Source organism: Pseudanabaena sp. PCC 6802 (assembly GCF_000332175.1).
Lineage (GTDB): Bacteria > Cyanobacteriota > Cyanobacteriia > Pseudanabaenales > Pseudanabaenaceae > PCC-6802.
This window is the reverse complement of the sequence record NZ_KB235914.1, coordinates 3,541,420-3,555,494: the sequence shown is the minus strand read 5'-3', so window position 1 is coordinate 3,555,494 and position 14,075 is coordinate 3,541,420. Positions and strand designations below refer to the sequence as shown.

The window sequence follows — 14,075 nt, the reverse complement described above, 5'->3', positions numbered from 1 at the left end:
AACCATTCATCAGCTTTAGTATCTTGTTTAAAGACCATCCAATGATTTTTCTGACTTATTAAATAGATCTAGATTGTAAGACAGAGGTATATCAATAAATGCAAATTCGTCTAAATATTTTGTTTGAGTGACTAGTGTTAAGTTTACATTTTTTATAGAATGCGGATTTTCTAGGCGAACTAACTTAACAAGAAATTTGGAGTTTTACTAGAAAATTCGCTCTCAAATGCAGAAACATCAATGACGGTTATAATTAATTCAGTTTTATTCTCTCACATTGCTTGCAGGGCAAACAATAGCATAATGTTAAGAATTTTAGCTAATCTAACTGGATTAGAGCCATCAAGATTATGATTATTCACAATTGCCATACCCATATCTTTACGTTTGAAGCCGTTCCAGAATATTTCGTGCCTTTTGGTTTGGTTCGATTCTTTGCTAAATATAAATTTTTCAGACCTATTGCCCGATTGCTCAACCGCTTGAACCCATTTAGTACGGACGACCTATTCGATCGCTATGCAGCATTTATCAGTACGGGGGCTTTGGATACGCAAGAAAAGATCTTCAATCAGATACAAAAGTTCTATCCAGGAGGTAGTCGATTTGTCGTGCTGAGTATGGATATGACCCGTATGGATGCGGGAGAGAGCGAGCAATCCTTTGAACAACAACTAACGGAATTGGCTCAGTTAAAGCAAAATCAGAAGTATAGCGAATTAATTCTGCCGTTTATCTGTCTCGATCCGAGGCGAGATGGGGTTGTGGAGTTGGGTCTTGATTATTTGGAGAAGCAGAATTTTGCAGGGATTAAGCTCTATGCGCCATTGGGATATTACCCCTATGACTCTAGATTGAATCCGGTTTACAGGTATGCAGAAGACAAACGGATTCCGATTATTACCCATACTTCACCGGCAGGGGTTTACTATCGGGGCGGCGATAAAAAGCTTAAAAGCTATCTACAGGATTTTAAATTTGATGGGATCGATGTCGAAGAGATTGTTGAGGAACTCAAACGGAACAAGAGAAGGAATGGCAATGATAGACAGAAGATTTGCAGTTTTTTCGCCCATCCCGTTCAATATTTGTATTTGTTAAAGCAGTATCCTCGGCTTAAAATCGATTTTGCTCACTTTGGTGGCAATGAAGATTGGGATGATTACATAGAGAATCCTCTTTCTCATGACGATAGGAAAAAGTATGATGAAATTGTTCGAGAAATTAGAGATTTACTGAACAATGATTCTCGCACTGAGCAGGAGCAAGAAGAGCTTAAACAAAAAATAAAACAAGCTTTTGGACTGAATTGGCTATATCTGATTTTGCAGATGTTGAAGGCGTATGACAATGTTTATGCTGATATCTCTTATACCCTAAATGATGAAAAGTATTTCTCTTTTCTCAAGGTTTTACTGCAAGACCCTCAGTTAAGACCTAAAATTCTGTTTGGTTCGGATTATTACATGGTGCAAATGGCAACCTCGGAGAAAAAGTTTAGTCTGGATCTGCGGGGATACCTTGGGGAAGTTGACTATCAACAGATTGCGGAAATAAATCCCAAAGCGTTTTTTGGTGAGAGTTGACAGTCGTTCGGAATATAGTAGTTTATATGCATCTGCTGCTGTAATGTTGGGTTTATTTTTATGGCTTAATTCAAGGCGATCGCACTAGGGCATAATCAGTCGGACTGAGGGAAAGTAAGTTTGGTAACGGTTGACATCACGAGTTAATAGGGGGATTTCAGCAACGGCAGCGTGAGCGCCAATATAGAAATCCGGTAATGGCGATCGCCTCTCTCCACCTCGACGGCGATAGTTTAGAAAACTCTGTCCCGCTAGAAAAGCGGCTGCATAGGGTAAAGGATCTCGGCGAAAGAAATCCTGCGGCAGGGCTGCTTCTACCTCTTCGAGTTGATTGAAACCGATTGAGATTTCTGCGTAAATAATCGGGTTAATGACTAAATCTCCTTGATCTGCGTACTCTGCAAGCATTTGAGCCGACCACTCAAACCATTGCGGGTCTTCGGTCAGGACATCAAGGATGACGTTGCTATCTACCAGAATCTCGGTCATGGGCTTTCACGGGTCAGTTGCATGATGTTCTCAGTAGTCAGGCGGCTAGTTGCTTTGCCACGGATGGTAGCAATCAGTTGTGTTCCTCGGTTGAGGGATCTGGGTTTATGAATTTGTAGGGTATCCCCTATCACTTCCATCTGGATTTCTGTGCCAGGTAGAAGTTGAAGTTGCTCTCGGATGTCAGGGGGGATAGTCAATTGTCCGTTAGTGTCAATTTTGGTGATTTTCATCGGATTTTTCTCCTTATTTGGTTATTTTTAGGGAATTTGGTGCGTTACGCTTCGCTAATGTACCCTAAAAGATCGGCGATCGCCCCATTGCCCCATTATAAAAATTGTCCGCTGTGGTTGAACGAAATAAAACCCCATCAAGAGCAAAAGACGGTATGCTTGGGCTAGGGATGTTGGGTTTCGCGCGTTCTATCGAATTGATGCCTTTCAGTCAAAGATTCGAGTTGCACTATGCGTGCATAAGCGAACACAACTTAATTGCTTCTTCATGTAGAGCAGGTCCGAGCGGAATATCGTCAATGCCTTTAGCATTAACAACATCGATAACGTCTTTGTCGGAGAATAAAACCTTCAAAGTTTCTCTTTCTCTATCAGAGAGCAATGCCTCAAAATCTTTATCAACGTCGAGTGAATTACCTGGTCTAAATCTATTCACCATCTTTGGATGTTCCTCAAGAAAGCTCGCTAAGTCAGGCCAGCGTTCCGAGAGGATTGTCCACAGGATCAACTGATGTCGCTCTACATCGATTCTGGACAACAGGGAAATCGCCCAATTAGCGCTGTACGCATTCACCAACAGTTTCATAGCACGCGGATTGGGATCGAGAAGCGAAGAATACGGCTTGAGTGTATGTTCGAGCCGCTCCATGACCTCCGGTGCAGCCAATCGCATAGCCACTTCTTCCCGGATCGCCTGTTGCTCCACAAATGACTTAGATTCATCTTTACGGGTAGCAAGATGCTGTAAGTCACCCTCTCCGCTAATTTTCGAAACTTCCTCTTTCGCCTTTTGACGTGCCTTATTGAGATCTTTTTCCTCAGTTTTTAGCTGCAACAGATACGACCAATACTGTTTTCTGATTTCATCAGGAATGCCCGGTATAGGGGTAGAGAAACGAAAGGCCTTCTCCAGGAAGAGCGTTCCGAGAGATTTACCCGGTTCGTGAATAAATGGTTCGAGCTTGTCATACTCCTGCACGTAGCAAGCGTTTAGCCAATGGCGGTCAGCGGCAACCACGTAAACGATCGGAGCTTCGCGAAACAGCGTCTGGATTCCTTCCAGCAACTCGACAACATAGCTGCTTTGACAACGATCTAGATCGTCGATGAAAACAGCCACCCGTCTAGGGGCAAGACGTTCAATGAGTTTGTTGAACCGCTGCTCGATCTCGTTCATCGGGTCATTAACTCGCTGTTTATAGGTTGCAGCCGCTTCAGCAGACCCCAACAAGAGCGAGCGTTTAGTTGCTTCGATGCCGCTCCAAATGGTTACTACGAGGGCTACGATCTTGCCCACATTCTCTGCTGTGCTTGCGACCTGAGCAAGGCTCTCTCTACCTGGCCGATCTTCCTTGCCGATCGCGTACTGTAGCACCCAGCCCCCTCCCAGAACCAATACCCACATCAACACAGCTAGCGAAAAGAGGTAAGATACTCGCCCGGAAAATAGACGCCACTCGTATTCCCACATACGGTTTAGCCAGGACAGCTCTCCCTTGGTGTGCCGAAACACGGTATCGATAAGCGACCACCAAGGCGGATCGATATGCTGGTTGCGCCAGGCGTTAAATTCAACAATTAGCCACCTTTGCTGCTTTGTAGATACCTCTTTACTGCTGTCCTGCTTTTGTGGAATCTTTGTCGGGGGGTAAGTCTCGGCCCCCTCAGCCGTCAACTCAGCTTGCAAGAAATTGAGCAAAGTGCTCTTTCCAGCTCCCCAGGGACCATAGAGATGGATGGTGTACGCACCCGATCCAGATGGAATGGCCTTAATACGCTCTGCGAGGAAGCGGGCGTATGCTTCACGCCCAAGCTGGTCTTCATCTAGTTTTTTCAGCGGATCGTCAGACCAGTTAGGCACGGTATCAGCAACTTCGCGCGGTGTTGGCTTTACTACCTCGTCGTAAAGTTTTCGTCCCCGATCGCTGAGGATATCAGTGAGGCTTTTTAAGGGAGGTCGTAGCTCTTTGACCAGCGCTGTAAAGGCTTGATGCTGCTCTAGCTGCTCGTACAGTTTGGTATCGAGTATGGCTAGTCCGACGATCGCTAGTCGACCGTGTAGCTCAGGCTGATACCCGTTAGCCACTAATGCTTCGGGATCGAAAAGGGTTTGAACTTCTTCTAACCACTTTTGAGCGGGCTTTTTCAGATCTGTCTCTTGCAGAGTCAACGAAACAAACATCCCACCGGCATAGTACCTTTTATGATCGTAAAGATTCAGGATAGTCTGGGCAAGTTTACTAGCGCTGACTGCCGTATCATCAGCGAGCTGTTTTAGTGCCTCATCGACCGTTGGCGTAAACTTCAGTTGAGCGATAGGTTTAGGAGGTTCTGCCATTTTGAATATCCTCTCACGATTGGTAGGTGTTTCTGCAATAAGTATTAGAAAATCAAGCAACCCCATAACCGGTATAAGGGCGTTTGTAGGGTGGATGTAGCCCAAGAACAATGTCTTCTTTGGCAACTCCCATTTCTATCAATTCTTGACCTACATCAGTGTCCGTCGCGTTGTGCTGGAGCCAAATTTTTCCATCTTTGATATCAAAGTGTAAAACAGTGTAATAAACTCGTTCCAAGCCTTTCCAGCCTACTCGCATCAGTTGGTAGCGATCCCGAACTGTGTCACAAAATAATTCGTTTTCTATATCCTCGTTGCGAGATTTAGATTGACTACGCTTTTCTAACAATGTTTGAATACAGGTTCGATAGTGTTCTAATTTATCCATTGGACAATCTCCTCAGTCATTGGTTCATAAACAAGCAGGTGAAGTTGATATCGCTCGATCGCCACCTGAGCAAAGCGACTCTGAAAGAAAGTTCGATAGGTTTCCAAGGGTACAGCTAGATAGAGCAGGCGCTCTGGTTCTTTGACTTCCAGCATAATTCGGTAGTTCAAGAACTGCCCTAAAGCGGTGTGAAAATCATTAATGGCAGATGTACCAATAAAGCTCTTGATTTCAACAGCAATTTTTTCCCGATCTCGTTCAGCAGCAATCAATCGTTCAGCCCCTAGATCGATTTTGACGGCGACTTCCTCCCATTCCAGTTCTAATGGATCGTCTGTAACGATCCACTGCTCTTTTTCTAAGCCTCGTCTAACTGCATCATGAAATAGATCTTTTGCCATTGTTTGTTCTATTGATTCCCTATCGGTTGCAACCCAACAGTGATTTTTTTCCTTGGTCTAGATCGGGATTTTATGATTTTCAATATTTCTAATTTTGTTAGCACGATTTATTCCTCCCATTTTTCTAATCCTGCCAATAACCATTATAAGTTTTATTAATTTTGGGTTTCCTTCGTCAACCCAACCTACGGCGATGCGATCGCACTGAGAACTTACTCACTGCTAACGGGAACATATACCATATTTACTTTATTTATTAGTAACAGATCTCTAATTTCTTTAGGTAAAAACATCCATTTAGATGCACTAGCTCCACTGCCATAATACTCTTGGCTTTTTACAAAAGTATTAGGTAAGTAATCAGACAAAAAAGCAGGAAAAAAACCTCGTGTCATTGGAAAATACTTTTTTCTTCCACAAGCTTCACACAACAAAAAAGGGCAATTTTTAAGATTTAAAGGCTCTATGGCTTCTGGGATTATCAATTGTACCACTGATTCAATGATTGTTTCTTTTTTGTACAAAAAGACTGGCTTATAATCAATATTTAAAGGCATAAAAATCTTTTCATATATATCATCTTTTACAAATATTTCATCGAATACCCAATTCAACATTAATGTCTTTTTTTTACCCCATTTTGGTTCTTTTTTAAACCTAAACGATTCTTTTTGTATTAAACCCAAACCACATTTAGAACAATAGTTGCTTGTATCATAAGTAGTATTTATATATTTAAAATCATCTTCTGGCTGTGGGTATCCAGTTTGCCATGCTGGATAAAACATAAAAGAAGTAGATACTGAAAAGTCTTTACCAGAAAATTCTGTACTTGCCATATCAAGTACACCCCATTTGTCCAGGATAGGCTTCAACTCTTGATAAATTTCATCTTCATCTAAAAATATTTTTTGATAGCCGGGTTCTAAATTGATTCCATATTTCTTCAAGACAGTAATCTCATTTGATGTCCAATTATGAAAGATTTGATGAATAATTTTCATGATTTTCTCCCTAATTATAATCCCAATTTTTGTAATATATATGGATATTCTTTGTAGATATTTCTTGCTGCATTAAGAATTTGCTCTTTCGTCACATTTGCGGTGTTTATTATATTTGTATCTCCTACATATCCTATTGCTTGTCTCCAAGCATTTGTAAACAACTGATGTTCAGTTTTAGTCAAGGCTATTGATTCAATTTTATTTGCACTAATGCCCAATATTTTTGCAAATCTTTTTTCAATTAAATGATGAGCTTCTAATTTTGTTCCTTCAAGGAGTTTTTTGAGTTCTTTGTAAGGCTTAATTCCATATTTTTCAGCATGTGTAAATGATTGAAGTCCTACTTCTGTTACTTCTTTGCTAACTGCTTCTTTTGTTGTTTTCTCCACAACTTCTTGAGCGGTTTTTTCTGAAGCTTCTTTAAATGTCGTTTCTGCTACCTTTTCAATTCCTTTCTCTGCAACTTCTTTGGTTGCTAACTCAGTAGTCTCCCTTGCAACTGTTTTAATTATTGCTTTACCAGCTGCTGTCGCTAGAGACTTAACTAAAAAAACATCAGTAACTGCCAAACCTGTGTATAGTATTCCCCAACCCCAGCTACCTTTTTGAAAGTTATAAATTGCCTCCCTACCCGATCCCCAGACAGGAATTAAGCTCTCCCCAAAGCCGGGTTTCCCGACACTCTTACCACCTGTCTCACTTTTTTCAGTTAGGGGCGTTGATGACGAAGCTGGCAGCGGCTCTGCTGGTGGTGACTCTGCTGACGGTGATGGTGGATGTGCCTCAAAGGAAGCAGGCGGTAGATGACGCTCATTTTCTGGAAGACTCTGCTGTAATGCCTCTTCACGTTCCGTAGGTTCTGTTGGATCGACGCATGACTGTGTTGTAGGGTCGCAATATGCACCAGTTGAATCGGCATACATTAAGGGATTATTTCGTACATAGAGATACAAATTCGTCCCATCAACCATGCGTGCAGGATCAGATGCAGTCCACCTCCCCAACCAAGGTGCATAATACCTCGCCCCGTGATAATACAGCCCATTCTCCTCATCCCGCTCCTTACCCGTATAGCGATAACGCTTAGAAGTCTCCGTCTGACTCTTTACCCCCTGATAGGACGTACCTCCATAGGGATAATACTCCTCATAGGAAATAACATTCGCCCCATCATCCAACTCCAGAGCAGCAGACCCCAGATGATTCCCTATCTGATACCGCACCAGTTGCGCTAACGAACGATCGTTCCCCCGCGTTCGAGTCTCTACCACAGCAATGCGCTGCTGGTCATCCATAACGTGCAGCGTTTCTCGCTCTAACGTAACCGCATTGCCCCCGCCGTTATATTCTCGATAAATCTCAAACCCGCCTAAATAAATCCGCTCCTTCAGGCGAGTCGGGTTCTGTCCCTGCCGTTCTGTCACTTTGCGAACGCGCTGACCGCTGGCATCATAGACATAATAGGTCGTCTCCGCCGCACCCCCATCGTTGCGAACCTGTCGAGCAGAAGCCTGAAGCTGGTCTCGATAATCCCACTGCATCGAGGGCAAATGGGGCATCCGCGTCATATTGCCGTGTTCGTCGTACTTATACCGCGCACCGAACTCTCCCTCGGCATCCCCCGGCAAACTGGTACGGCTGAGACGATTACTGACCTTATCCGTTTCGATTAAACTTGGCTCACTGTAGTCATAGTGGCGCGTCCACCCCCCATTCAAGGCTTGGTGAACCATCCGTAAGATATTCCCCACCTCGTCATACTTATACTCCTCGGTATAAGTTCCCATCGCATTGCCATCATTAGGATGGGGTAAATTCATCCGAGGCGTATCGTCGCTATCCGTTTGTTGTGGAGCGTTCAGCCTTCCTCCTGTCTGCCCTAGATGTTCTCGTCCCGTCGCTTTAATCAGGCGATAGAGGGGATCGTACTCATAACTCGCACTTGGTTCGACGCGCTGGTTGCGGAAATAGATAACGTTTTGCAGATCGGAGTTATCTTGAATGTAAGTAATATTGCCAACTGGGTCGTAACTGTAGCGCAAATCTTGAACGTTCTGGTTTTCGTTTTCCCCCAACTGGGAACGCATCGTTAACAGACGAATTAACCGAAACGTCTCGCCATCGTAGAAATATCTGGTTGTCGTGCCATTGCCGTATTCAATCGCCAGCCGCTGCCCCTTGGCGTTGTAATCAATATTGGTGACGGGGTGAAAATCCGTCGTATTGGCAGCCAGCAACTCAGCAGGAACCGCATTGCGCCGCAGCCAGACATCGATTTTTTCTAACAGATTCGCTTCGTTATAACTAGGCTGAATGATATTCGGGCGCGTCGTGCGATTGTGAGGCGTAACCAGCATGACAGGGCGATTCATCGCATCGTAGCGAGTCAGACTGGTAAAGATCTCCGTCTCTAAACTGGAGTTTGCCACATTAATGAGGCGTTGTAAGTCCTCCAAATCCGCTAAAACCAACCAGTTAACGGTTTGTTTGTATTCCTTCGCCAATTGCCGACTGCTTTCGAGCAAATTCCCCTTAAAATCAAACCGCTCGTTAGTCGCGACCCCCGCCTGGTCGTAGTGGCGGTACAACTTTCCTCGTAGATTTCGGCTGGCATCGAGATTGCTCTCGCCATAAACCAACCGCTCGACCAACAATTCCGCCGCCTCTCCCTGCTGCATGAAGACGTGGGTAGGGCGTTGCAAGGCATCGTAGCGCGTTCGGATCTGATAGTTGCGGCTGTCCCATTGCCGGATGGGATTGCCCGCTACATTGTTAAGCATCCAGCGATCCCCAGCTTCCATACTGCGCTGGTGGATGACATTGCCCAGCATATCGTAGTCATAGACCATCACCTTGCGCCCCTTGGCATCAGTCACGGAACGCTGATTCCCTTCAATATCCAACTCGATCCGCGTCGGGAATTTTTGCCCCCCGCCATTATCGGCAATGGTCAAAACAGTTCGTCCCAATACATCCAAATGGGCGATTGTAGGGGTGTTGGCGTGGCTGGCTGCTTTTTGCGCCGCATCCTTTTCCTGTTGCCCCATCTGACCGCCCCGTCGCTGTTCGTACCAAGTCGGTGAATAGTCCTCTTTCGGCAGGCGGGGAGTCCCATCGGGAGCGAGCAGAAAATGCTTGGTATCCTCATCGATACTGGGATCTACCGCGACCGTATCGTTCACATCCCAAGTGGCTTGCTGCCACGCATCGAAAACCACCTTCTCGTAAGTGTGGTTGGGGTGGAGAGTCGCTACCAGCCGTTCGATGGGGTCGTAAAACAGAGTATCGCTGACCCCGTGCTGTTCGATGCCAAACTGGTGAGTTGGACTAAAAAACGGTTCGTATTGGCGGGCGATTTTGCCCTTATTATTGTAGATTTTCGTCCCCGTCCCCACCCAACGAGGATTAATAGTAGGAGAATTCGGGATATTCGGATCGAGAGGACCTGGTTCTGCCTGAATCTTGCTCTGCGCTTCCCGCCCAAACCCATCGGAATAGAGGAAACTGTGCTGGATTTTACTCTGTCCCGCCGCAGGCAGATCGCTGTTGTGGGTTTCCCGCGCCAACGTATAGACGACTACTGGCTGCTGAGTCCGGCGATAGGCTTCTAAGTCATAGATGAGGCGCGTCGTCGCTTTTCCCAGAATTTCTTCGGGGTTCGCTAACGGGTTCTCAATGTGTCGGCGTAGCTTACCTTCATCCAGATCTGGCTCAAATCCCTCCAGAGAATCCCCTTTTGTTTCTCCCACTTTCCCCATCACCGCCGTTCCCACCACCATGCCGAGGGCATTGAAAACCACTTCAGAGCGGTTGCCATTGGCATCGGTCAGTTGCGCTGGCTGCATGACTCGGTAATTATTGCGGAGTTGAATCCGGTTTTCGAGGGGATCGACCGTTTCAACGACTAGCAAAGCATGGCGATCGTAGGTGCTGACGTACTCCTGCCCGAAGGGATCTTTGGTTCGCACTGGCAGATAGAACCGAGCCGGATCGAATGCCTGCCGTCCAGACGGAATCCACCAAGCGTCACTGTCTCGAAGCTGAACGTATTTTCCTTCCTCCCTCAGCAGGTCATCTAAAGCATTAGAGCCAATTTTGCTGTCATAGACTAGAGTTAGCAAACCAGGCGTAAATGCCTGCTTGAAACTCTCACAGGGTAACGCTAGAGAGTCAATTTTGCTCAAATCCAGAGGAACGGGATCGGTAGTATTTGCTTGACTATTGCGGCGGTATAAAGTCCTGACTCGCTCGATTAAGCGTTTTTGAGGTGTATTCGGAGTGGGACGAGCCTCATAACTAATTTCCGATGCGTTGTAGTACCCCGATGGCTGCCCGCTATTTTCCGGTTTCTTGTAAAAATCAGTTAAGCTAAACAGTTTTCCGTTATTAGGTTTTACCCCTGTTATTTCATAGGTGCTTGTCTCAACGGGAACGCCGATCCGATACCAGTCGGGTCGATCCGGCACGTTAGCAACCTGATTTTCCGTGTAGGTAATCAGGATCTGAGCTTGCTCTTCTGACGGGGAATCACTTGCGGGCGTGGGGATTGAACGTCGAGGATAGGCGATCGCAACAGATTTTAAAACGTTACCAAAATCATCGACTTCCAGCGTCATTTGGTGGGCAACGCGAGGATCGGCGGGATGGCGTTCGTAGTGATAGGTAATCGTTTCCCGTGGATGGGTAAAGAAAACAGCATAGCGTTGCTGTCCCAAGGGTTGAACTCGCCGGATCTCATAATTCGATTCCGTCACCCGATAAGGATGCTGGCTCTTGTCCGATTCATCCTCTGCGTAAATTTCCTGGCGCAACATTTGCCCTTTGAGAGCGCGGCAAGCTTCCCTCTGTTCTTGGGGCGTTAAATCCTTGGGTAAAATTGTATCCGGCAGAAAAACTGCCTGGGGATCGCTTGCATAATACTCCCTTTTAAGTTGCTTTTCGATCGCCTCTCTTTCAAAATAGGCTCCCGTGTGAAACCAAGTCTTCGTCACCACAGGTGGCAGGTGCAGCCCTGCGGCTGAAGCATTTGTCCCGCCGCCTTGCTGAAATTTTTCGTATTGTTCCGTATCCTTCTGTTCCACATAAGCGAACCCGCGAAACTCTCGTTCTTCACCGTCAAAAAAACCGTGGCGATAGCGGTAGGTCGTAACAAAACGGTTTCCTGTAATGCGATCGAGGGTTTCCACCCTTTCTACTACGTGGACGGGAAATGGTAACCGCGTAATCCAGGGAGTCCCTGCCGCTCGATCTTGCAAATAAAACTTGGTTGAAGCGGCATACTGGAGTTTCGTTTCTGCCCCCATATTATTGACGAGCGATCGCAACAGATGCGGCTTCTGGCCGCCCATCAGATCGATGTAATACATCGGTTGCTGCCCATCCCCCGGCAACGAGGAAGACCAGACAATACAAGCCGTGCCATTGCCAAACAAATCGATTGCCTGCACCGATGCCAGATTGTCCACCGCCGGAAAAGTTAACGGCTGCTCCCCAGGTCTGGAACCATGCTTTCTAAGACTATTACCCGCTTGGTTAAACCACACCTGGAACTCGCCTCGCCCCAGATAAATAATGTCCGTCGTTCCCGAACCATCAATATCCGCCAGTCGAATCCGCTTTGGGTCAAACACCTCCGGATGCGCAAACAACGGCGATCCATCTAACGTCACCTTTGCCCCAAACCGCCCATAGCCCAGGTTCGGCCAATAGCACACCTCGCCATTGCGGATGCGAACGATATCGATCAGCCCATCTCCCGTCATATCCGACAAGAATACCGACTGCAACACATCGGCAAACACCAGCGTCGGCCCTTTTTCCTCATCTTGTAACTTATAGACCCTGACCGCAGCGCCAAACCCCTCCCGTGCTTTGGATGGATACCAGACAAACAGTTCGCGTTCCGAAATCAAAATATCAGCATGGCCATCCCCAGTTACGTCGATAAATCGCAGATTCGGGTCGTTCCAATTCACCGTTGGCGAGAACTCAAAGGTCACAAACGGTTGCCACTCGCCCGATTTTTGTCGCTCGTAATACCCAGAGAGCTTACCTAAAGAAACCAGATCGAGCGTCCCATCTCCTGCTAGATCCATCAGCCGCTGCTGACTATTTCTCAGGTTAGCAATTGAAGGCTTAGTCGCCACAAGTTCTGTCGTACCAAATTGTGCCTCGCCCAAATTTCGTTTGTAAAGCCAACCCGTTGCCTGCTCGGTCAGAATTCCAGAAATCCCCTCGCTGTCTAGATCGATCCACTGATACTTGCTGCCATCCAAGCCAATCGGTAAATTTTTGAGACTGTTTGGATCGATGGAGCTAATTTGATTGTTGATGGTGGGGCGATCGTAACGAAATTCTAAAGACGGATAGGATTTCCCCTCAGGCGCACCTTGAGAGTAACCAATCTGTGTCGTTGAGATCAAATAAGTAGCAACGGGATCGGGATCGTAATCAAAATTGGTCGATCGCACCAAATTCCAGTTTGCGCCAATAGTTCCAGACTCGTCAAAGCGATGAAACATCAATACCCTTTGACATAAGCGTCGAGTTCGGATTTCGAATCCCGCTCGATAATTGGAAAAAGCATCTGACCGATAACCCCATGGATTGGGTTCACCCGTAGGTGTAGGGTTGGTAGGGTCGTGCTCGCCATAGTCAAAGACGACCTGAAATAACCAATCATTGCTGTTGGCAAGCGTTACGATATCCCCCCCTGGTTGCCCATCACCCTGTTTGTAAGGGGTGCGATTCCCATACTTAATTCGCTTCAGATAGACATTTGCCTGAGGCACTAAAAGCCGATTCTTATCGGAGACCGCATCCTGGGGAACCTGCTTTGAATCCTCTTGCTTATATTCATAGACAATCAGGTTGCCGCGATCGTCATAGCTTGCTTCAAGTAACCACTTGAATACTCTAGAGGGATACTCAGGATCGGCAATCCGACTGTTAAAGTCCTTGGTTTCACCATAAATGCTTGTAACATTGTCCTTCGAGATAGAGCGCCAATGAATATCACCAGTTTCTTGATGCTGCCACCGCTCAATCCGAGCAAAAAGCCCTTCAATCCTGGGGCGGTACCGCTGAACTTTGTAAGCACGATTTTCTGGAGTCTCAGTCGCAATGTCTTTAATCCAATCTTCACCACTTGTAACGAGTGACGGAATTAAATCCTCAGCCCCTGAAAGGATAAAAATATCCGAATCTTCGGAATCTTGGTATTTTGGCAGCCCTTTATCAGTTTTGCGAGCGATCGAAGGAACCGATAAATTCCAACCCAATCCAAAAGATCCGTTTCCTGCACCAGAGTCATAATTTAATGACAACTTGGGATGGAAATCAGAGCGGCTTGGCGATGTAAAAATAGGCAAACTAAGAGCGCCAGTACCTGTGACTGGATTGATCGAGAATTTTTCCCCAATGCCCCTGATGGCACCTCCTCCTTTCGGTAGCGACACCGCAGAAGGAGATGAAAAGTAACTATTACTGCCAGAGTCTTTCGAACTTCTAGAACCTTCTTTAGAGAAGCTTGAAACCATATCTCAGCTCTCGGAATTGTTATATAAACCCTAATTCAGGTGTGAAATGTTGATATATTTTTATTATGCTAGTAGCAGTCTATTGTAATACTACC

Annotated in this window: 8 protein-coding genes; 1 reads left to right on the top strand and 7 read right to left on the bottom strand. The window is 46.0% G+C overall.

Features of this window, described 5'->3' with window-relative positions:
* The first annotated feature begins 350 nt into the window (after positions 1-350).
* A complete protein-coding gene (locus PSE6802_RS0122295) occupies positions 351-1,586 on the top strand; it encodes an amidohydrolase family protein (protein WP_019502254.1) in 1,236 nt (411 codons plus the stop codon).
* 84 nt (positions 1,587-1,670) lie between these two features.
* Here the strand turns inward: PSE6802_RS0122295 and PSE6802_RS0122290 are convergent, their stop codons facing one another.
* From PSE6802_RS0122290 to PSE6802_RS0122260, 7 genes are all read right to left on the bottom strand, one after another.
* Complete coding sequence (locus PSE6802_RS0122290; protein ID WP_019502253.1) at positions 1,671-2,075, bottom strand: type II toxin-antitoxin system VapC family toxin; 405 nt, start codon at positions 2,073-2,075, stop codon at positions 1,671-1,673.
* Positions 2,072-2,308 (bottom strand): AbrB/MazE/SpoVT family DNA-binding domain-containing protein, encoded by a 237-nt coding sequence (locus PSE6802_RS0122285; RefSeq protein ID WP_019502252.1) that lies wholly within the window; start codon positions 2,306-2,308, stop codon positions 2,072-2,074. The genes PSE6802_RS0122290 and PSE6802_RS0122285 overlap by 4 nt, the downstream gene beginning before the upstream one ends.
* Before the next feature lie 229 nt (positions 2,309-2,537).
* The gene (locus tag PSE6802_RS0122280; RefSeq protein ID WP_019502251.1) at positions 2,538-4,646 is read right to left on the bottom strand and encodes a KAP family P-loop NTPase fold protein; all 2,109 of its coding nucleotides are present in this window, start codon (positions 4,644-4,646) and stop codon (positions 2,538-2,540) included.
* A 52-nt stretch (positions 4,647-4,698) separates the two neighbouring features.
* Positions 4,699-5,034, bottom strand: a complete 336-nt coding sequence (locus PSE6802_RS0122275; protein WP_019502250.1) for a XisI protein — start codon at positions 5,032-5,034, stop codon at positions 4,699-4,701.
* Positions 5,022-5,435, bottom strand: coding sequence for a XisH family protein (locus PSE6802_RS0122270; RefSeq protein ID WP_019502249.1), 414 nt, complete (start codon positions 5,433-5,435; stop codon positions 5,022-5,024). Before PSE6802_RS0122270 ends, PSE6802_RS0122275 begins: the two co-directional genes overlap by 13 nt.
* A gap of 212 nt (positions 5,436-5,647) precedes the next feature.
* Entirely contained in the window at positions 5,648-6,439 is a 792-nt protein-coding gene (locus PSE6802_RS0122265) for a hypothetical protein (protein WP_019502248.1), read from the bottom strand.
* A 14-nt stretch (positions 6,440-6,453) separates the two neighbouring features.
* Positions 6,454-13,980, bottom strand: a complete 7,527-nt coding sequence (locus tag PSE6802_RS0122260; RefSeq protein WP_019502247.1) for a SpvB/TcaC N-terminal domain-containing protein — start codon at positions 13,978-13,980, stop codon at positions 6,454-6,456.
* Positions 13,981-14,075 lie beyond the last annotated feature (95 nt).